The organism is Paenibacillus sp. TAF43_2 (genome assembly GCF_052113545.1).
In the GTDB taxonomy this organism is placed as follows: domain Bacteria; phylum Bacillota; class Bacilli; order Paenibacillales; family Paenibacillaceae; genus Pristimantibacillus.
On record NZ_JBFRDK010000003.1, the window covers coordinates 62,698 to 84,963 of the forward strand.

16 protein-coding genes and 1 riboswitch are annotated in these 22,266 nt (G+C 41.4%); of the genes, 3 read left to right on the top strand and 13 right to left on the bottom strand.

The window, feature by feature from the left end; all coding sequences use genetic code 11:
- Positions 1-42: 42 nt before the first annotated feature.
- From AB4Z17_RS01465 to AB4Z17_RS01480, 4 genes are all read right to left on the bottom strand, one after another.
- Positions 43-1,557: an extracellular solute-binding protein gene (locus tag AB4Z17_RS01465; protein ID WP_441957698.1), complete on the bottom strand. Its 1,515-nt coding sequence runs from the start codon at positions 1,555-1,557 to the stop codon at positions 43-45.
- A 54-nt stretch (positions 1,558-1,611) separates the two neighbouring features.
- A complete protein-coding gene (locus tag AB4Z17_RS01470) occupies positions 1,612-2,493 on the bottom strand; it encodes a carbohydrate ABC transporter permease (protein ID WP_076270687.1) in 882 nt (293 codons plus the stop codon).
- Positions 2,493-3,482 carry an ABC transporter permease gene (locus AB4Z17_RS01475; RefSeq protein WP_339206122.1) on the bottom strand — a complete coding sequence of 330 codons (990 nt, stop codon included), beginning with the start codon at positions 3,480-3,482 and terminating at the stop codon, positions 2,493-2,495. The genes AB4Z17_RS01470 and AB4Z17_RS01475 overlap by 1 nt, the downstream gene beginning before the upstream one ends.
- 319 nt (positions 3,483-3,801) lie before the next feature.
- Complete coding sequence (locus AB4Z17_RS01480; protein ID WP_441957700.1) at positions 3,802-6,111, bottom strand: helix-turn-helix domain-containing protein; 2,310 nt, start codon at positions 6,109-6,111, stop codon at positions 3,802-3,804.
- Between the two features lie 264 nt (positions 6,112-6,375).
- On the opposite strand from AB4Z17_RS01480, the gene AB4Z17_RS01485 reads away from it, so the two are divergent.
- Positions 6,376-7,026: a GDSL-type esterase/lipase family protein gene (locus AB4Z17_RS01485; RefSeq protein WP_441957702.1), complete on the top strand. Its 651-nt coding sequence runs from the start codon at positions 6,376-6,378 to the stop codon at positions 7,024-7,026.
- A gap of 108 nt (positions 7,027-7,134) precedes the next feature.
- Here AB4Z17_RS01485 and AB4Z17_RS01490 read toward each other — a convergent pair whose 3' ends face one another.
- The 3 genes from AB4Z17_RS01490 to AB4Z17_RS01500 all read right to left on the bottom strand — a co-directional run bounded on the left by AB4Z17_RS01490 (position 7,135) and on the right by AB4Z17_RS01500 (position 11,305).
- Positions 7,135-8,859 (bottom strand): methyl-accepting chemotaxis protein, encoded by a 1,725-nt coding sequence (locus AB4Z17_RS01490; protein ID WP_441912510.1) that lies wholly within the window; start codon positions 8,857-8,859, stop codon positions 7,135-7,137.
- Complete coding sequence (locus AB4Z17_RS01495) at positions 8,840-10,528, bottom strand: pyridoxal phosphate-dependent decarboxylase family protein (RefSeq protein ID WP_441957704.1); 1,689 nt, start codon at positions 10,526-10,528, stop codon at positions 8,840-8,842. The genes AB4Z17_RS01490 and AB4Z17_RS01495 overlap by 20 nt, the downstream gene beginning before the upstream one ends.
- Before the next feature lie 94 nt (positions 10,529-10,622).
- A riboswitch (cyclic di-GMP riboswitch) is annotated at positions 10,623-10,708 on the bottom strand.
- A gap of 234 nt (positions 10,709-10,942) precedes the next feature.
- Complete coding sequence (locus AB4Z17_RS01500; protein WP_441957706.1) at positions 10,943-11,305, bottom strand: DUF423 domain-containing protein; 363 nt, start codon at positions 11,303-11,305, stop codon at positions 10,943-10,945.
- Positions 11,306-11,500: 195 nt separating this feature from the next.
- Between AB4Z17_RS01500 and AB4Z17_RS01505 the strand changes: the two genes are divergently transcribed.
- Complete coding sequence (locus tag AB4Z17_RS01505) at positions 11,501-12,781, top strand: MFS transporter (protein WP_441957708.1); 1,281 nt, start codon at positions 11,501-11,503, stop codon at positions 12,779-12,781.
- A 119-nt stretch (positions 12,782-12,900) separates the two neighbouring features.
- Here the strand turns inward: AB4Z17_RS01505 and AB4Z17_RS01510 are convergent, their stop codons facing one another.
- The 6 genes from AB4Z17_RS01510 to AB4Z17_RS01535 form a co-directional block, all read right to left on the bottom strand.
- The gene (locus tag AB4Z17_RS01510) at positions 12,901-14,487 is read right to left on the bottom strand and encodes an ABC transporter substrate-binding protein (RefSeq protein WP_441957710.1); all 1,587 of its coding nucleotides are present in this window, start codon (positions 14,485-14,487) and stop codon (positions 12,901-12,903) included.
- Positions 14,488-14,534: 47 nt separating this feature from the next.
- Entirely contained in the window at positions 14,535-15,467 is a 933-nt protein-coding gene (locus AB4Z17_RS01515) for a carbohydrate ABC transporter permease (protein WP_076270694.1), read from the bottom strand.
- Positions 15,468-15,481: 14 nt separating this feature from the next.
- A complete protein-coding gene (locus tag AB4Z17_RS01520) occupies positions 15,482-16,402 on the bottom strand; it encodes an ABC transporter permease (protein ID WP_441957712.1) in 921 nt (306 codons plus the stop codon).
- Between the two features lie 165 nt (positions 16,403-16,567).
- On the bottom strand, positions 16,568-18,208 hold the full coding sequence (locus AB4Z17_RS01525) for a response regulator (protein ID WP_441957714.1): 1,641 nt from the start codon (positions 18,206-18,208) through the stop codon (positions 16,568-16,570).
- Positions 18,171-19,910 carry a sensor histidine kinase gene (locus AB4Z17_RS01530; RefSeq protein ID WP_441957716.1) on the bottom strand — a complete coding sequence of 580 codons (1,740 nt, stop codon included), beginning with the start codon at positions 19,908-19,910 and terminating at the stop codon, positions 18,171-18,173. The genes AB4Z17_RS01525 and AB4Z17_RS01530 overlap by 38 nt, the downstream gene beginning before the upstream one ends.
- A gap of 252 nt (positions 19,911-20,162) precedes the next feature.
- Complete coding sequence (locus AB4Z17_RS01535) at positions 20,163-21,377, bottom strand: MFS transporter (protein ID WP_441957718.1); 1,215 nt, start codon at positions 21,375-21,377, stop codon at positions 20,163-20,165.
- 257 nt (positions 21,378-21,634) lie between these two features.
- Here AB4Z17_RS01535 and AB4Z17_RS01540 point away from each other — a divergent pair, with 257 nt between their 5' ends.
- Entirely contained in the window at positions 21,635-22,264 is a 630-nt protein-coding gene (locus AB4Z17_RS01540) for a YfbR-like 5'-deoxynucleotidase (RefSeq protein ID WP_441912518.1), read from the top strand.
- Positions 22,265-22,266 lie beyond the last annotated feature (2 nt).

Consider the following 22,266-nt stretch of genomic DNA (forward strand, 5'->3'; position numbering starts at 1 on the left):
GTAAACTCGACTGACCTATTCGAACTTACCGGGCTTATTTACTTACTTGCTTGCTAACGCTTTGTAAGAATCACTTGTTTCTTTCAGATGCTGCTGGAAGCTGGCGTCGGCTTTAAGCCCGCTAATAAACTTGTCCCAGTCCTCCATGCTTGCTTTGCGGATGACAACGTTTGTGTACATATCAACAAACTTCTTCTGCCAATCGCCGCCTTTTTCCATCCACACTTCAGTCGTTGGCAGCCCTGCAGCAGGATTCTTAATTGAGGATGCTGAGATGGTATCTACCAGCTGGCGGTTGTAATTTCTAACTTCTGCTGGCATGCCAGGTCCTTCAGCACGTTGATATTTGTTGAAATAACCGGAAATCCATTGCGCAGTCGTCGCTGTACCATAAGCTTTTTTCTTGCCTTCATCGGTTTGAACGATTGAACCATCTTCCGATACGGTATAATCCTTGTCTTTAATACCATAGGTAACGAGATTGTAGCCTTCTTCAGTCGCCGTTTCGTTATAAACCTCAAGGATTTTCTTCAGCTTGTCTTCGCTTACCTTTTTGCTGACTAGGAACAATCCATAGTAGCCATATGCTTGTTCATTGTACTTTTTGCCGTCTGTGGCAGCTGGAATTTCATACGCCTTCAATTCTGCTTCAGGCTTCATTTTTTGCAGCTCTTGTCCGAAAATAAACGCTTCGTTAATATTGCCGAAGGAGATGCCCGCTTTGCCTTGAATCATCATTTCTTTTACTTGGCTTGGCTTCATTACTGGCAAGTCCGGCGTAATAAGACCATCGCCATACGCCTTGCTCCAGAATTCAAGCGCTTCTCTTGCTTCAGCTGTCAGCCAATATGGCTCAAGACCGCCTTCAGCCGTTTCCTTCCACGCTGTGCCTGCGCCAAACATCGTCATCATATAAGGACTGACACTCGCTTGCACCATACCAAAGGTATCGTTTTTACCGTTGCCGTCCGGATCATTTTTTGTAAAAGCTTCTAACACTTTGTAGAGCTCATCCATCGTCGTTGGTGCTTTCAATCCCACTTTATCAAGCCAATCTTGACGAATAATGAGAGATTCATGTCCATCCAATGGGCGGACACGCGGAATACCGTAGGATTTGCCCTTGAACTTAATGTTCTCAATGGCATTCTCCGGATAACCTGCTAGGTTCGGATAATCCTGCAAGAACGGAGTCAAATCCCAGAATGCACCCTGCTCAATTGCGGTTGAGAATGCAGGATCATTGATATCCTCAATAAGAATGACATCAGGCAAGCTTTTTGAAGCAAGCAGAGCATTCAGCTTCTCTTTATAGCTATTAATCGGATAAAAATCGATGCTCAGCTTTACGTTTAGTTTTTCATTGAGCTGCTGGACACTTTCGAGATCACTGCTTGGAGATTCACCATAAGTCATCGTGCCGATATTAATATCAACCGGCTTTTGTTTACCCTCTTTATTGCCGGCCGATTTAGCTTCGCCACCATTCGAACAGCCAATTAAACTTGTCGTAAGAACGAGCGTCAAAAGCGTTATGCCAAAGCTACTTTTTTTCATTTTTAAAACCCTCCCTTATTTGTAGTAAACCCCTATATAATGGTCGTTTGTCCGTTAACCCTTTACGGAACCAACCAGCATACCTTTTACAAAATACTTCTGCAGGAACGGATAAACCATAATGATAGGCAGAGACGCAACGACTACCGCCGCCATCTTGATCGTCTCTGGAGGGAGCATTTGCTCACTCTGCAGCATTGCCGCTACGGATGGATCAGCTATATTGGTTGAAGCTTGAATCAGCATCATCTGCAGCACAACCTGCATCGGACGAAGTTCATCCGAGTTAATGTACAATACGCCGTTGAAGTACGTATTCCAGAAGCCTACTGCAAAGAATAACCCAAACGCAGCGACTGCTGGCATTGAGATAGGAAACATAATTCGAAAGAAAACCCCAATATCATTGCATCCATCGATCTTCGCTGCTTCCTCCAGCTCCTCCGGCAATTCCTGATAGAAATTTCTCATCAAAAATACGTACCAAGCGCTCGTAATAGCCGGTAAAATCAACGCCCACACGGTATCAATAAGTCCCAAGCTTTCAACCAAAAGGAAGTTTGGAATCATACCCGGGTTGAACAGCATCGTCATTAGAATCGCAACGAGGAAAAACTTTTTACCGAAAAATCGTCTCCGCGACAAGGCATAAGCCAAAGCGCTTGTAACGATAATACCGATTGCCGAACCCACAACAGCCAAGAAGCCGCTGACCCCCAATGAACGCATAAACATTGGAGTCGATAAAATGTACTTATAGGAGGAAAGGCTCCACTTCTCTGGAATTATAATTAACGACTTTCTCAAATACTCCGAGGGATCTGTAAAGGAAACAACAATGACATATAGAAAAGGCAGCAGCGTGATGAGTCCAATTAGACCAAGCGCCGTATAAATAATGCCGTTTGTTACTTTATAACCGAGGGACTTATGCATTAGTAAAGACCCTCCTCACCGAATTTTTTAGCTAAACGATTGGCTGTAACGACAAGGATAAGACCAACCACCGATTTAAATATGCCCACGACCGTCGCATAACTGAAACGACCGTTTTGAATGCCTGTTCGGTATACATACGTATCAAATACATCAGCCACATGTGAAACGGGAGAACTCATCATCAAGTAAATTTGTTCAAACCCTACCTCCATTACTTGTCCAAGCCGCAAAATGAGCAATACAATAATTGTGCTCTTAATGCACGGCAGCGTAACATTCACGATTTGCTTCCAACGGTTTGCACCATCAATTTGCGCCGCCTCATACAAGTCTTGATTAATACCCGCAATGGCAGCGAGGAAAATAATTGTGCCCCAGCCTGCTTCTTTCCAAATGCTCTGTGCAGTCAACAAACCCCAGAAGTAATTCGGCTCCGTCAAGAAACCGATCGGCTTGCCGCCTAATTCGACAATAATCTTGTTAATAATACCATCGCTTTGTCCGAGGATTATAAAGCAAATCCCTGCAATAATGACCCAAGACAAAAAGTGCGGTAAATAAATAATCGTTTGAATCGTTTTCTTAAAAGCCCGATTGTGAACCTCATTAATGAGAATAGCGAGAACAATGGGAATTGGGAAAAAGAAAACGATGTTCAGCAAGCTAATCGCCATCGTATTTCTAAATAAAAGCAGGAAGTCTGGATTCGAGAAAAACTCATTAAAATATTTGAATCCGACCCACTCGCTTTGCCAGAAGCCTAAGTATGGGGAATAGTTTTTAAAGGCTAACGCCAGCCCCCATATGGGCAAGTACTTGAAAATAAGAAAGAAGAGAATACCCGGAAGCGCTAATACGTACAAATATTTTTCTCGGCCTAAAATGACTTTAAATTGAGACCATTTTGAATCTCTCGTTTTTTGCCACTTAGGTTCATGTCCTTGTGATAAACTTGCGTTCGCTAATTCAGGATTAGATTGCGGCAAGGGTTTCACCACCTCCAACAATTTTGTTTAAACTTGGCTGCTCATATGGTTTCATGTCTGCATCTTACAAGCCGAAGCTTCCGCTGGGCAATGACCAATTCTTATTCGCTCAGAACGACTGAGCAATAATTGAGAATCCCTTGCTGCAGCTGGGTTTGTGGCTGCTTCGAGTCTCATTAATTAATCTCTTTAACCCCTGCCAGATTATAAATTCGCACCCCATAAAATCAAAAAAAGGCTTGCAAGATGGAGAGGTTACAATTCTCTCACTCTTAGCAAAGCCTTTTTGAAATAAGCCTATTCGATTTTGTAGGGCAATTTACTTGCGATGCATTTCTCGATATTGTCCCGGAGGCAATCCAACCTGCTTCTTAAATACACGAATGAAATTTTTAGGGTTGTAGCCTACCTGCTCTGCTATTTCATTCACCATCAAATCTGTTGCTTCCAGCAGCTCCTTAGCCTTCTCTACACGAACTTGTGTGAGGTACTCAATAAAGGAGATGTCCATCGTTCGCTTAAACAGCTTGCTTAAATATTGAGGAGTCAGATTGCAAATCTGTGCGCACTGATCCAGAGAAATATCAAGATTATAATTTGCCGCAATATAGTCTGTAACTTTTTCAATAAGCTGCTCATACTCTTGATTCCGCTTGCCGCTCACGGACATCATGATGGGTTCAAATATACGATCTATCAGCCACTCATTAATGGAATGAATCGTTGCACATGATCTCATATCGAAATTGAGCTCACTAGCGGTTCTTCCAAACAGCTGCTCTGGACTCATGTTCATTAAATAGACGGTTCGTAAAGTCGTAGACAGCAATTGATCGTACGACATCCTAATAAGCTCGGGATTATGCACAGCAGATTGCACTTTATCGGAAAAAGCATTAAGCAAACGCTTTGTTTCAGCGAGATCACCAACCTGCAATGAATCGATAAGATGGTTCTCGATCTCCGCTGGATAACGATACATCATTGAAACCGCAAGCCCTTTGCTCTCAATAATCTGATTGCCGCCATTAATCATCCTCGAATAAATAGCAAGCTGCGCCTCACGATATAAATCGGGCAGCTCCTCTACCTGCGAGGCTGCACGACTTAACCCAATCGTTGCTGGAGATTGCAGAAAATGAGTGATCTGCTGTCGTATTTTTTCAATGCCAGACTTCAGATGGTTTGACCATGCATTCATTTCTTCATTTTCTGTCCACAACCAAACCACAACTTGATCATTTAATCCATTAATGACCAAGCCTTCTAGCTGCTGTTGCTCCAGCAATTCTGTCGTCATATTTTTTATAATAAACAAAATTAAATCTTTATCCGACTCTTGAAACTTGCCTGCGTCCGATAGGTGATCATATGAAATAATAAAGACAGCTGCGCATTGTGTCTCTGGGATAGCGTATCTGCGCAGAAGCTCATGCAAATGTTCACGTCGTTCATGACTAAATTGCCCTTCCAATAGCCTTAAAGCAAACAACTCCCGAATAAGTGGAAACTGCTGATTGATTTGGCCTTCCAGCTGACTCGCCTTACTGTTAATTTCCTTCCACCGCTGCTGTACATAATTAAATTCGTCTGTCCCCATATCCGCTTGTTGATTATCACTAATATGAGAGACTAGCTTCCGAATCGGACTATATACCCTTTTCGTGCCGATCATCGCGAGCGCAATTCCCGCAGCAAGAACAACAAGCACGATGCCAATCGTTATACCCGCAATCTTCCTTGCGCTGCTGTAAAGCTCCGCTGTTGGAATCATATCCACAAACAGCAGCTTCTTGATTGGAGATACCATAGAAGTAACTAAGTACTCCCGGCCCTGCCATTGATATAAAAACTCTTGCTTGCCCTCATGTGCAACCGTTATCAACTCAAACAAATCTTTAGGCACTTCAGATCCATTCATATGGAATACGAGCTGGCCGCCTTCATCGATTACAAACATATGCTGGTTCTTGTATTTCACAAATTTTGCAGTTAGAGATTCAAACGCTTTATTATCAATAATGACTTGAATAATACCGATCGGATCTTTTGTATGTAAAGGAATTGTACTCGTTAAGGTAATACCAGAATCGTACACTTGACCGCCTTGAAAATAACCAGCCTGCCAAACTAATTGCTGATTGTTTTCCAGCAGCTTCTCATACTTTTCCCGTTCCACTGCCGACTCCATTTTTTTGCCACCATAAGTAGACGAAATTAAGTAATTCTCGTCCAATGTATATAGCGAAATATCCTTAACAAGTGGGTTTCCGTTCATAAAAGCCAACATGTTCTGATAGATACTCGAATAAAAGCCGGAATAATTGGTACGTTTCATTTCCTTCAAGTCTGAAGTGAAGAACGAGCTCATCTCCAGCTGAATTAAGTTATTCTCTAMTCTTTCAAGCCCATTATCGATGGTCTCTGAAGCGTAGCTTAAGACCTGAGTAATGTCTTGGCTGGCATTATCTTTAGCCGTTTTGGAAGTTAAAATATAGCTGGTGATCCCAAGGATAATGATAGGAATGATTGATGATAATAACGTAAAAACAATCATTTTGCGATAAAATGATGGATACTTCAGAAAGCTTTTACGATTAATTATTCGGTTACCCTCTATAAGCTTCATTCTGTCGACTCCTATGTTGATAGACTTTGCACCTCAGCACAGCGTACAAATCATTTGAAATGAAGTCAATAATTATTAATGAATTTATCCAATTTGCATGCTGCTGAACAAATGTCCACGCAAACAGCATAGCATTGCAATACTATAACTATAGAGATGCACTAGTGAAATAGAAGAATAAACGACTGTTGATTGTCAGTGTCAAACCTTTACTAGCCTATTTGCATTTTCTATATAATTAAGAATAGGGTGGGTGATATCGTTATGCTCTATACAGCTCTTGGAGATTCTATTACCTATGGGGAGAATGCCTCCTCACTCGCAAAAGCATATCCCCAACTAGCCGTTGCCGCTTTAAATTCACGCTCCCGTTCCCGCAGAGCAACTGGATATGTATTAGCTCGTCCGGGCTGGACCAGTCATGATCTATTAAACGCAGTCATCTGGAAGGGTTCGGCTGCTATCAGCAAATCCGATGTTGTTTCTGTTTGGATTGGAGGGGTAGATTTAGCAAACGCTGCTTTGTCTTCGATTAAGAACCAACAGCAAATAGCTATAAAACCGATCTTAACTCCCTACAGGCAAAATTTACGAGCCATTCTCGCTCATATAAAAAGCGTGAGTAACGCCCGTATTATTTGCTGCACGCAATATAATCCGTTTCCGAATAGTTCTCTAGCAGCTGCTGCTATCGACCAATTAAATTACACGACGATAGAGGTTGCCCAAAGCTATCATGCACAAATCGCTCCCGCTCATAGATGGTTTGAAGGAAAACAAGCCTCGCTAATCTATGGCTACCGTAATGGCAGATTAGAAGATGCATTAAGCGGTACTCTGCCTATCCATCCCAATGATCGAGGTCATCAAGTGATCGCAAACGGATTAATTCCCTATCTTGCTTCTCGCAATTAGTCATCATGCATCACTCACAAAGGTTAATGATGGCTGCCACCGGTATAATGAAAGCGGGCTGGAGATAAATGATCCCCAACCCGCTTCCTGTATACCGTTATTTCTATTTTATAATTTGTACTGTTTAACCGATTCATTTAGATCAACAGAAAGAGTCGAAAGTTGAACAATAACTGCTGATATTTCCTGCATAGAAGCGCTTTGCTGCTGCGCAGCCGCAGCAACCTCTTCCGTCCCTGCAGCCTGTTCTTGTGTAATTCCAGAGATTTGCTGCATAGAATCTGTTATTTTCATAAAGGATTCATCGACCTTGTCTAAAGCACTGAACATATGGCTTGTATGCTCGGTAAACTCTGAAACCCCTCCATAAATTCCTTTGAAGTTATCATAAGTTCCTTGAATCCACGAATGCCCTTGTTCAACAGCCTTGCTGCCTTCCTCAATACATTTCATTACTAATAAACTATTTGTTTGAGTACTGGAAACAAGCTCTGCTACAGAAAGCGCCGCTTCAGCAGATTGTGCTGCAAGTTTCTTCACCTCACCGGCTACAACAGCAAAACCTCTGCCAACCTCTCCTGCACGAGCCGCTTCTATGGAAGCATTTAAAGCTAACAAATTCGTTTGATTGGATATTTCTGAAATAATAGTAATGATTTCATTTATTTCATTGGATCGTTGTCCTAATGTTATAGCAGCCTCTTGGGATTGCTGCATAGCTTGTTTGATGACAGTCATTTGTTCGAGAGTACGTCCTACTAAATCCTGTCCTTGCTCGGATTGGATATGAACGTCTGTAGCAATGACCTGAATCTCCTTCATACCGCTTGAGACATCTTTAATCTCGACATCGATATGATTAATATTTGTATGGCTGTGAGTGACGCTTTGCACAATTTCGTTAATGCCTTCTGTCATTCGGTTCGTTGATTCCGCAACTTGCTGCGCGCTGTTCGTTGATTCATTTACTGACTGTTTTAGGTGCTGGCTTGTATCGGATATAAGATTAGATGAAGCAATGACTTGTTGAATTAGTTGACTAAGACTATTAATCATTAAGCTAAATGATATCGATAATTTCCCGATTTCATCCTTGCTATTAATAGCAAATGTCGTTTTCATATCGCCCGCAGCAATTTTGTTGGCTGCTACCATTAATTTGCGGAGCGGATTCGTAATAACTTTACTTATAACAATTGCAATTAAACTACCCACCACAAGTACGATGAGAGAAATAATAATCGTTGTTAAATTAGAGCTTGATGTTGTTTTTGGGACAACTGAAGCATCTAAATCTATCCCAAGAATACCATAGGCTTGACCAGACTCATCTGAGAGTGGGACAAATATAGATTTATGCGTTCCATACTCATCTTTGTAAATAGGGCTGATTACAGTTTTTTTTGAATCGATGGCTTGTTTCATTTCATCTGTAAATGGGTAAGGAGTGTTAAAATCATCTGGTACTCCTGATAGTACAAGAATTCGCTCGTTATTCTGACTATTTGATAATATAAAAATATTTTCTAAGCTATGTACGTCTTGTAATTTTTCGAGTTCTTTCTTAATAATTGCATAGTTAGGATCGTCTGTCGTTTGCAATTGCTTTTCTGAACCAGGGATTGCAGATAATGTATTGCTTGCAATTTGTATATCGGTTATAAGACGTTTATCGAATTGTTCCAATAGTTTCTCAGATAAATTCTGCTGGGTCATATAGCTGGATACTGCAAAGGCTGCACAGGTTATCACTTGCAATAAGAGAATACTGAGAGCGATTTTCACAGAGAGATGTTCTTTGTACCAATTAAAACTAAGTATAGATTTCTTCATGAGTATACTCCTTTTTACTAATTCGCATATATTCCACATAGGTTTCATTGATTTTTGCTTTTAGATAAGCGACGATTTTATCAACATCGGTTACTTGTGTATGCGGCGAAATAACAAATAATTTACTCGCATACAATGCTATTCTTTTGTTATCCAAGGTTGGGACATAAAGATGTTTTTTGGTATCGCCAAAGAACATTTCTCCGCGGTCTCTTCCAAGAATCTCAAACAATAGCTCATTTAATTTATTAATCTCTTCTACTTCAGCATAGCTCATGGAGCCGGCATATTCTTTTTCATAACCATTTTGTTTATCCTCATAAAGTCTAAAGAGTGTAACAATACCAGGGTTTAGATGATTTACAATAACGGCTTCAGGTATTTCTCTTTGCAAGGTCTTTCTGAATGTGACATTCACCTCAACAAATTGGGCAAGCAGCTTTTGATAGCCTTCTATTCCAAACGCTAATAGCGCGCTATAAATACTGATGGAACTTCCCATTCTTGAGCATTCAAGAGTATAGCTGGTGTGATATTGTCCATATCCACGGTGTCCAACATAAGGAGTCTCATCTGGGTCCAAATCAAGAAGCTTTAAATCAGCAGCATTTTTTGCTAAAAATAAGCTCGTTGAATAAGGCGTCTGTCCCAGCTTTTGAAAATCGAAACAAAGCGAGTCTGCTTTCATGAGATGCTGCATTCTCTCTTGAATCAACTTTAGAGCAACAAGCGTATCACTCTCAATGCTTAAAGGGTTTCCTTCAAAATCGTAATCATTATAAAATGCAAAAAAGCCACCTAAAGCTGAGTCGGCATGAATATGCGGTCTTTGAATGTTATGCTTCTGCGAGAGCAGCTCTGTCATTTTATAAATGTCATCTATGTTATCAATACCCATTGCATCAGTCGTACCCGTAGTAGCAACGACGTATATTGGGATGCCTCCGTGCATAATGACGTTTTCCATCTTTTCTTTCAAATCATTTACATCCATTGATGAATCTTCGTTTGTTCTAATCTTAATTAAATGTTTGCTCCCTAGACCTGTAGCCTCAACTGATTTATAAAGGCTGTAATGGGCCGCCTCCGAACAAAAGGCATATAAATTTTGTGGAACCCCGTTTTGAGCTGCAGTCGGACAGGCTTTATTTATTGCCAGCCTTAAACCAGTGAATATAGCTCCTTGGCCGCCCCATGTCGTATATCCGCCGCTTTCAGAAGGATTATAGCCCACGAGATCTGACATCATCGCCACGACTTTAACTTCAGCTTCCGCAGCCGCCGGACCATACACATCCCATAAATTATTGCCATTAACCATAAATGCTGCAATCATGCCAAGTACACCTGGAATACTAGCCATAGGCAAAATATTTGTTAAAAAGTATTTTGTATGATAAGGATGAGCATGAAGCAATTTTAAGAGTTCTTTATTGACTTCTTCTAATGGATTTCCCATTGCGGGAATTCTGCTTGCCTCCGCTAGTTCTTTATAGAAATGAGGACCACGTTCTTTTTCTCCTTTAAGAAATACCGATTCCGGATCCTTTAATTCATCAACACCACTTACAATCTGTTCAATTAAATCTAACATGTAATTTCGTTGCGTTATGTTGCCGTCTTCACTTGGAAATAAACTTTTAATATTAGGCTGGTCTTTCCTATTCATGCTGTACCACTCTCCACCATTCATTTTTCTCTCTATTTTTTACAATCAAAAAGGCATACCTAAAAATAACCATAGGTATACCTTCTGCATATTAATTCGCAACTGGCTGACATTTCTTTGAAAGAAGTAGTCCCTATAGCTTTGCGTCACCACCTTTCGATGGTTTTGCCAATATTTAATTTGGACAAATTTGCAAACTTATTAGCAAACATTTACATCTATCGAAATCATTTTACTATTTTATTTTTCGGAGATCAATATAATTTTTGGTTAATTATGTCTTAAACTAATAGAGTTGCATCTATATTTTCAAAATCTTCATACTTTTCCATCACTATTTCATGTAAACATAAATAAATTCTTTACAATGGTCATAGAAGATAGATATTAAATATTAAAAGCTCAACAATTTCCCTAAAGAACACCTACAGCGACAAGCACCCAACCAATCATAAAAGAAAGCCCGCCTAGCGGTGTAATTGGACCAAGAAACCGAGCTTTAGCAACACTAAGTACATATAGGCTTCCCGAGAACAATATAATTCCCGCTACCAAAAACCAACCGCCCGTAATGATCATTTGAGCACCCGGATACTGACCCGCGAGCAGTCCAATCAGAATTAAACCTAATGCATGTGCGATGTGATACTGTACGCCGACCTCATAAACCTTCAGCTTGTCCGGTGTGATCTTGCTTTTCAGTGCATGTGCGCCGAAAGCTCCAATTGCGACCGCGAGCACCATGAGAATACATCCGAGCATAATAAATGTTTGCATATCAACATCTCTCCTCATTTTATGAATTTGCAAGTTAAGCATATCATGATTGAAAGGAGCAGGGAATTACTAGCAATACTCCAATACCATATATAAAATTACAATTTCAATTTTTTTCTCTACATAATAATTTCCGATTGATTTACTGTTGCCAGAGGAGTAATGTAGTTTGGTATAGCATCAGGAGGCATCTACGTGAAATTCATTCAATCTACCGCCACAGAGTGGCAGGGCTGGTCCCGCAATATTCGTTTATTTTTTCTAGCAAACATGTTATATCAAATCGGTACGGGCATGTTCTCGGTACTCTACAATTTGTACATTCACGAGCTCGGTTACCCCGATGCCATGAGCGGAAAAATTGTCAGTATGCAATCACTCGCAACCGCGTTATGTTTCATTCCCATTGGCTTATTCGGCGATCGCGCCAGCCGCAAGCGCTTGCTCGTCATTGGCGCTCTTTGCAGCGGTGTGGTACTCGCTGGACGCTCATTATTTGAAACAGAAAGCAGCTTACTTACAATGGCCGTTCTGACCGGCTTATTTGCTGCCATCTTTCAGGTGCTTGCCATTCCCTTTCTTGCCACAAACGTAGCTAAAGCAGATCGACTGCGCATTTTCAGTATTTTTTCAGCATTTGTTCTCGCTTCTCAGGTCGGCGGCAGCCTTGGCGGAGGCGTCATTGCAGATATTATGCAGGCGGCAGGACTAAGTAAGCTGCTCTCTTTCAAAATCGTTTTACTTGCAGGCAGTATAGCGACAATTGCAGCATTTCTACCTTTGCAAGCCATTAGGGAATCTGCGCGCAGCCAGAAGGAAAGTGTTGAAGCAACTAACGAGCAGCCTGCTTCGAACCAAACAGCTCACCCTAATAAAGAAATGTCATTTATTATTAAGTTCGCCTCCATACAGCTTTTGATTGGTATCGGATCGGGCCTTGTTGTTCCTTATTTGAATTTGTATTTCACCAATCGGTTCTCGATATCGCTTAGTGCGATGAGCTTATTGCTTTCATTAGGTCAAGTCATGACCATCATCTCTATGCTCATTGGCCCGTCGCTTGCCAATCGAGTTGGACAAGTGAAAGCGATTGTTATTTTCCAAACCTTATCGCTGCCATTCCTGCTATTAACGGGTTTTACAAACCTGTTGCTCGTCGCTTCTATAAGCTTTCTATTCAGACAAGCGCTTATGAATGCGGCCAATCCGCTGCAATCGGCTATTTTGATCGACCGGGTTTCTGCAAAAAAGCAAAGCCTAGCCAACTCCTGTATGCAGACCGCTTTTATGCTTGGATGGGCTACGATGGGACCCATTCATTCTCATCTCATTGCTACTTATGGCTACTACTGGGGATACGCCATCACGTTCAGCATAACTGGAGCACTGTATGTCACGGCATCTATGCTATTTTTTATGTTGTTTCGCGAGAAAAAAACGGCTGCCGCAGCAAAAACGCCTTCAGCGTCTATTTGACGCAACAGCAGCTTTGACCGTTAGATATGAGTAGCTTATAAGATGAAAGCTTATAAAATCTTATATTTTAAACAGAAAATCAGCCCTCAGATACAATCTGGGGGCTGATTTTTTTTCAATTATTTCCGCGCTGCAAGGAATGCATCGACTTGGCTTTGTACCTCTGCAATGATCTTATCGATTCCGGCGGCCTTGATTTTTTTCTGCAAATCTTCCAAGCCTTTATCTACATCTTTAATCGCACCGTATTCGAGTGGAATCGCATAACGGAGCATGACGTTGCTCACATTAGCCACTTCTGTTTTCACTTTGCTGTTGTCGAACACAAAGGTTTCAAGCGGGTAGTGATATACCGTTGCTTCCCATGCTTTGCTCATGGCAGATGCCTCTTCTGGGAATGCCGCATCCGTACGATTGAGCGGAGAGTTAAAGCTCCAGTTGGAGAAGCCCGTATAATTGGCAGTCTTGTCTGTCGACTTAAGTTTATCGTCGCCATCAGCTACATAGTTCACGCCATCAATACCGTACATCATGAGATTATGAAGTTCTTTATCATTTTGCATCAAGTTAATGAACATCAGTGCACGTTCTGGATTTTTCGAAGTCGCATGAACCGATGTTCCATTTTGCGTAGCAACGGCTTGAGACTTTTTCTTAGCAGGCGTAATATCGGCAAGCGCAGCTTTATATGGAGAGTTTTCTCTTTCCATCGCTGCCTTCAAGGAACCGAGCGTACCCATATTATGAGTAATCGATGCCGTTTTGCCTTCTTTAAAATCCTGCTGGTGATCATTTTTGTTGTTCAATACGTTTTTTGACCATGCATTATGATCTGCAAGATCCTTATAGTAGTAGAGCAGCTGCTTGAACTCTTCTGTTTCATACACATTGAAGATTTTGCCCGTCTCATCTGTCAGCTTAAACCCGATCGGAAGATCGAAATCAAGCATATTCCACTCACTTTGCTGCTTAAGTAAAATACGATCTAAATTGTGGAGCTTCCAATCACCTGTTTCTGGCGTAAAGGGTACAATACCCTTCTCATTTTCAGAAACCGCCTTTAAGTAATTCGCGTAAGCTTCAGGACTGTCGATCGCAGGAAGATTATATTTCACACGCAAATCTTCGCGGTACAAGATGAGCTTCTCAACGGACTCCCCGCTGTTCTGAGGAACCATGTATAGCTTGCTGTCTACCTTTGCTTGATCCCAGCTGGATTTCGGCATGATTTCCCAAGTTTCCGGCATGTATTTAGAGAGCATATCTTCCGTTAGCTCTAAAAATCCGCCCTTCAACGCCTGATCATTATATCCAGCCCAGTTCGCGGAATAAATTAAGTCAAATTCTTCGTTGGCTGCTAGTTTTAGTGGATACTTTTGAGCCCAATCGGACCAATCTAGAAATTCGCCCTCAACTGTCGCATTAATTTTTTCCTTCAGCTTCTTATTAATTCCAGCAAACACCGTATCATAATCTACCGGCTTCGGACCTACAAAAATCATTTTAAGCTTAACTTCCTTGGAAGTATCGATCCCCTCTTCTGCAGCGGCAGGCTGCTCAGTAGCAGGCTGTTCCGTAGCGGTCTCGGTTCCTTCATTCGCTGGTTTCGGAGATGTTACTTCTTTGTTGCTGTTGCCTGAGCATGCACTTAAAATGAAAACGAATGTTAGTACAAATGCCAGCCAAAGCGATTTTTTCTTAAACATGCTGGAGACCCCCAATTCATATATTGATAAACCAGGATTGCCTGGAACTATCCTTTTACAGCGCCAATCGTTAATCCTCTAACAAAATATTTTTGAACGAATGGATAAGCGATGAGAATGGGTCCGCTTGCTACGATTGTCATCGCCATCTTTAAACCCTCTGTCGGAAGGCTTGTCGTAACAACCGCGCCTGATCCCATCATTGCCTTACGCATGCCGTCCATATTGCCTAACATTTTGTACAAATAGTACTGAAGCGGCATTAATTTCTCATTCGAAATAAATAACAGTGCATTATACCAATCATTCCAGTATCCGAGTGCCAAGAACAAACCTATTGTAGCCAAAGCTGGCTTGGACAGTGGAAGAATAAGACGCATAAAGATTAGAAAATCGCCTGCGCCATCTATTTTTGCTGATTCCGTAATCGCTTCCGGTATACCGCTCATGAATGACTTCATCACGATAATGTAGAAAACATTGAACAACAGCGGTACAATTAGAGCTAGCGCGGTATCCTTCATATGGAGATAGTTGACGATGAGCAGATACCAAGGAACAAGTCCGCCGCTGAACAACGTGGTGAAGAAGAAATAAAACGAAAAGTGATTACGCCACTTAAAATCCTTTCTACTTAGACAATAAGCAGTCATCGACGTTAGAAACAAACCAGCTATCGTGCCAATCGCAGTAACAGCTATTGTTACGATGTAAGCATTAATCATTTGATCCGGGTATTTGAAAAGTATTTTGTAAGCTTCCAATGAGAATTCGCTTGGGAAAAGCTGAAACCCGTCTACAACAATTTTGCTCTCATCCGTTAGGGATGACGATAAAATCAAAATAAATGGAACGATGCATAACAAGGCCAGCATCACAAGCGCGGTATAGCCAATCGCATAAAATAACCGTTGATCCACTTTTTTTATTTTAGCAGCCTTGACTGCTTTCTTATTTAAACTCAAGCCGGATGCATTCATGTCTTGACCCCCATTCAGAATAAAGCGCGATCCTTATCATATTTACGAACAGCATAGTTGACTAGYATGATTGTCGTGAAGCCAAGTATAGACTGATACACGCCTGCCGCTGCTGACATTCCGATCTCGTTGGTTGTGATAAGTGACCTAAATACGAAGGTATCGATGACATCTGTGGAGGAGAACAACACCCCGTTATTGCCAACCATGTTGTAGAACATGCCGAAATCGCCGCGGAAGATGTTGCCGACTGCCAATAAGACTAAAATAATAATGGTCGGATACAGATTCGGAATCGTGACTCGCATCATTCTTTGGAAAATATTAGCCCCATCAATTTCAGCAGCTTCATACATTTCCGTGTCAATGCTCGTAATAGCGGCCAAGTACATCACCGTACCATAACCAAGCATCTTCCAAGCGGAGACAAATACAAGTATAAACGGCCAATATTCAGGTGTATTATAAATGTCGACCGGCTCCATCCCAAAGCTCTTCAGCAGGACGTTCACCGTACCAATGTCGCTATTCAATAAGTTGTAGGCAATCGCTCCAACTACGACCCAAGAAATGAAGTATGGGAGAAAAATAACCGTTTGCGTAATTTTACGGAACCATTTGCCGCCAACCTCAAACAAAAATATGGCCGCGAACATTTGCAGTAAGTTGTTTACGACAATAAAAGCTATGTTGTACAATGCCGTATTTCTCGTTACCCGCCAAGCATCACCCGATTCGAAGAAAAAGCGAATGTTGTCGAGGCCATTCCACGGACTTCCAAACACACCGCCCGCATAATCATAATGCTTAAAAGCAAGAATGATGCCGACCATCGGAATGTAGGCAAACAGGAGATAAAATAGAACGGCAGGCGCCAGCATGAAAAGGATTACTTTATACTTGTTCAGATCATTCCAAAATCGATGTCGAATCATCAACACTGCCCCTCTCTTCTCTATGTACACATATTATAAAAAGCAGCGGCAAATAAATTAATTATGTGAAACAACTAAAACCAATACTAAATCAACGATTTGAATATCTTTTGCAAAAAAAATAGCCCAACGCCTGCTTTCGACTTGAGCCTTGCACTACTCTTTTTAGATTTTATGCTTTTTTCGATATTCTCCAGGCGACAGCCCCATCGCTTGCTTAAATTGTCTATTGAAATAAATAATATTTTTATAGCCGACCTGCTCGGCAATTTCATAAATCTTCTTTGCCGGGTCCTTTAATAGCTCGCACACCCGCTCCATTCGCAATTGATTGAGATAATCACTGAATAGTATGTTCGTCTCTGTTTTAAATAGCTGTCCCAAATAATTTGGTGTGAAATCGAAGTGGGCAGCAACCTCATTGAGCGTTATTTTCTGGTCCAATCGCTGCTCGATATAGGCTGTAATTTGATCAATCAGCTTGCGTTTCTGCCGCTGTTTCTTTAAATACAGCAGTTCAGATAGTTCAAAGAACCGTCTCCTTAGCCAAGAGAGGATATCATGCACCGTTTCAAATTCAAACAAAATAATCGGATGATGAGATTCCCATTTCAGCATTTCGTACATATGTTCATTCATTTGCTGCAAATCAGCATGAAGCTTGGAGGTAATACGAATAATGAGATCATAAATATCGTTTTTCTGGGTCAACGGTTTTTCACCGTTTAAGAGCTGAAGCAAACAGTCGTCAATGGTCGTCAGGTCATACTCCAGCATCGCTCGAAGCATAACATCAACAACCTCTTCAAAATTTGATGCGGCTGATTGTTTGGGGCTCCACTGGAAAGCGCCTTGAATGATTCGATTTTTGCCCATGATCCATTTGATGCTTAATCCTGCTTTCGCCTGCCGATAGGAGTCATGAAGCTTAGCAATATCATTCGTGTACATGCCCATTCCAATCGTAATGGAGCAAGAGAACGTCTCATTAAATTGCCGAACGAGTTGTTCCAGCAGCGTCGTCATGTATTCCTCTTGAACAGCAGCCAGCAGAACATAATGGTAGTCATAGCTTGTCATCATACTGCCCAAGTTGTTGTCCAAGGCAAAATTGCGAATAAAGAGGGTGATCTGATTCATAAACAATCGCCTCTCTTCCTCACTTTTCTCCTTAAGCTTCCATGCGAGATCATCAATCTCAATAATCGAGACAGAAGCCCCTTGCTGCAGCAGAGGCGATAAAATCGTATGAATATGTGCTTCAACCTGACCTGGCGTTGCTTCATTAAACCACCTAAGCAGCAGCTCCTGATTTACTAACGATAAGGTTTCAGACAAGGCCATATTCTGCTGTCGTTCGTTCTCAATCTTAGAGCAAATGAGAATGAGCATGTCGTTGAGCTCACTATCATCTACAGGCTTAAGCAAATAACCGCTGGCATTCAGTTGAATGGCCTCTTTGGCATAACTGAAATCCTGATGTCCGCTTATAAAAATAATATGAACTTGAGGATTAATTTCCTTTGCCTTGCGAGCAAACTCCATTCCAGACATGATCGGCATTCGAATGTCGGACAAAATAAGATCGATGCGCTTCTGTTCCATTATCTTCAAAGCCGCAAATCCACTGATTGCCGTTCCTACATCTTGGAGGGATAGCTGTTCATTGCCTGCTACCCGGCGCCTTAACCACTCCAAATCAATTGCTTCATCATCTACCAATAGGATGCTGATATCCATGTCGGCACTCTCCTCCTCTGGCGCATCATTATGATAGCGGTTCCAAATCTTCAATGATTTCTTCATCGATCGGAAGAATAATTTGCACCGTCGTTCCTGCTCCATATATACTGCCGATATGAATGCCAAAGTCATTACCGTATCTTAGCTTTATGCGTTCCTCCACATTTTTCAGACCGTATCGGTCCGAGTGGATCGTGCTCGCCAGCATTCTTTTCAACGTTTCCGGTCTCATGCCGATTCCGTTATCAATAATTTTCAGCTCAATATGGTTCCCGAGACGTTTCCCTGTAATACGAATAGCGATCGTTTCTCCAAACCAAGCATGTTTGAAAATATTTTCGACAAACGGCTGAAGAATCAGCTTAATAACCGGGATATGTGCGATCTCAGGCTCAATATCGAAATACACCTTAAAGGTATCTGCATACTTCACTCTTTGAATGTCTAGATAGGATTCCACCTGTTCAAGCTCTTTCTCAAGCGTAATATAGACATTGCCTCCGTTTAGCGTAAGCCGATAAAACTTGGACAGCGCCTGCACCATCTTTGTTACTTTATCTACTTCCCCTAAGTTAGCCAGGCTGCCGATCGTTGAGAGCGTATTGTATAAAAAATGAGGGCTAATTTGCGCTTGGAGCACATCAAGCTCTGCCTGTTTTTTCTGAATGCCCTGCACATATACATTTTTGATGAGGTCCTGAATGCTGGTTGCCATCTGATTAAAAGAATCTGCAATATGAACAAATTCATCATTCCCTGTAAAACCAATCCGCTTATAAAAGTTCCCTTCTTGGAACGATTGCACGAGCGTTACAATACGCTTCATCTTTTTCCCTGACAGACGGGCAACAATTACTCCGATAAACGCCATAACCAAGAAACTAATGAAGCAAACGGTACTTATCGCTTTTTTCATTCTGGTCGCATCTTTATTGAGATAGGAATGAGGAACCAACGTCTCGATCACAAAATTTGTTCCTGGAATCTCTTCCCTCACACTCAAATATGATTTCATGCTAGCCTTCTCATCTATGCTTCCTCGTTCATATAGATTAAGTCCAGAAGCCATATCAATTAATCGCAGGCTGATGCCCTCTTCGATTGGGAATGTATCGAAATTGCCTAACAATTGATCGAAACGAGCCGTAACGCGCAAATAGCCGATCGTAGACGAAATGCCGCTGGATGTGACTAATCTACGGAAATGAGAGATGTTGTTTAGTTTCTGGTCCGAATCAACCTGAATCCATAGATGGTCTTGGAATGTAGAGGAAATGGATTTAAACCAATCCGTATTCTCTATACTGTGATGAGATAACACATAATAGTCACGCCTGAAAATCGGGGTGGCCATATCATCGCCCGAAACTTCAAGCATATTTTCGTTAACCGTATAGAGCGCCAGTCTAATATTGTTTCCATACAGCAGGAGAGGCGCCTTCATTTGCGGAATAATATCATCCCTCATTTTGAGCATCATATCGAGCTGGTCCCCTTCAAACTGAAGAGCGTTCTGAAAAGTAATGCTGCTGAAAAGTGTACTGGACATTCGCTGAATCTCATCCAGCTGATATTCTATATTGCTCCTCGTCTGCTTCATAGCCGTACGAATATTCGTTTCCGCCATCTCTGTTCTCGACTCAATGAGCATCGTGTAGGAGATGTATCCAATGACAGCGTCGGTCAGCAGCACAAGAATAAGATACGGAATCATCATTTTGTACGTAAACGGAATATACATTTTATTCGGAATGAATCTCTTCATTTTCTCCCGCCTTTAGCCCGTTCTACCCATAAATTAAAATGATAGTCTCATATTATTGTAATAAAAATCCATATAATTAATAAAGATATTACAGTATGCCTTCATTAAATACAATCGGTTGCAGAACGATAATAATAGAAAAATACAGGCTAATATCGCATAATGCCAAAAAAACCACAACACGATACGGTTGTGGTTTTTAAGTTCATTCTTCATTTTTTTCTTACATTAAGCCTCACCTAATGGAGAGACTTATTTCGCTGCTATTACTACATGCAATCTTTTCAAAAAGTTGTTTAATTTTTCGGTACACAAGAGCATAGCAATCGCAAAAATAATAATAAACCATGGAAAAATACTAATCGTTGTATTGGTTGCAAGCAATCCTAGAAAAGGGGGCACTAGCGTACTGCCCGTATAGGCAGCAGCCATCTGAAAGCCCATAATAGACTGTGCGTTCTTTTTCCCGAATCGCGCAGGTGTTTCATGCAGCATACACGGAAATATCGGAGCTAATCCAAGCCCTACAATCATAAATCCGACAAGCGAGACGATAGTTGGTAACTGCAGCACTAGCACTACTGTTCCGATTAATGCGATCAGCTGGCCGTACCTAATCAGCATGCGACTGCTCATTTTAAATGTTATAAATCCAGTAATCATTCGACCAACTGTAATTCCGACAAAGAACCATGACACCCATTGCGCAGCTGTCGCTGCAGGCAAATCTTTAATATTTACAAGAAAGCTGCTTCCCCATAATCCCATGCTCGCTTCAATGCCGCAGTAAAATAAAAAGGTTAGCATCGCTAATTTGACCCCTTTTATTTGCCATGGCTTCTTATTTTCGGCGGCCTGCTCCAACTTCTGATCATGCAGCTCATTGTGAGCTTCAGCATTTATGACATGACTGCTTTTTGCAACTTTATCCCATAAAGGAAGAGAAACAAATAAAATGACGACTAAAATAAACTGAATCGCTGCAACCGTGAGATAACCGTCTCTCCAAAGGTTTTGCCCTGAGATAGACGAAGCCATAATAATTGGACCTAGCGTAGCTCCTACTCCCCAAAAACAGTGCAGCCAGCTCATATGATGAGCTTTGTAATGGGTAGCCACATAGTTGTTTAATCCAGCATCTACACTGCCCGCGCCAATACCTAACGGAATCGCAAAAATAATTAACCAAATAATTGAAGGAGACCATGAAAAACCAAGTAAAGCTCCTGCTGTCAGAATACAGCTCACAAGCGTTACCTTCCCCGTGCCAAAACGGTGCAGTACGGTACCACTTATCAAGCTCGAAACGATCGTGCTTGCTGCAATCACCATGGAAATGCTCCCAGCCGTTCCTAATGACGCATTCAAATCCATTCTCATCACAGGCCATGCCGATCCGAGCAAGGAATCCGGCAAACCTAAACTAATAAAAGCCAAATAAATAATAATTAAAAAGAACGTTGCCATCGTTATCTAATCTCCTTGGTGTTCGTCATCCATTTGTTTAAGAAGGCTTCTGCCGACTTATTAAAGATCTTTAATAAGTCATTTTGATAATAGCAGGATTACGTCGTACTGACAAGAGAATAAATCAGTGCTTGCCCTATTAGTTATTACATATATTACCTGATTCATTTTATCGTCCATTAACAAATGAGCTTTATACTAACTCTAATGCCTCGCATTGTACATCATCTTTGGGAAAAAGAAAGGAATAACATGCTATGGGAATTCATACGTACTTTCAATCGCTTAACGATCTCGAACGTATCATTCGTTGTCCAGGTAAATTTAAGTTTGAAGAGCACAGCGTATCCGCTCATTCTTGGAAGGTTGTTCAATACGCCAAAACATTAGCAGATATTGAAGAAACGAACGGCGTCACAATAAATTGGAAGAAGCTTTACGAAATTACGAGCAGCCATGATTATGGTGAAATATTTATTGGCGACATTAAAACACCAGTTAAGCATTACTCCTTAGAACTGCGTGGCATGCTGCAAAAGGTTGAGGAAGGCATGATCGCTCTTTTTATCGAGGAAAATATTCCTGAGGAATTTAAGCCTATTTTCCGCAGACAACTGCGTGAGGGCAAGGATGATTCCGTGGAAGGCCTAATTCTTGAAGTAGCTGATAAGCTTGATCAAGTTTACGAGGCGCTTACGGAATTGCAAAGAGGCAACACCGAAAAGGAATTTGTCGTTATGTACCGTGAAGCGCTCGTCAAAATCAAAAAAATAAAGCTGCATTGTGTAGATTATTTTTTAGAGCACATTTTACCAGACATCGTGAAAGAAAGCTCCAATTGTCCTGTCGATATTCAAAAGATTACAAAGGAAGCCTTAGAGCTGTAGCT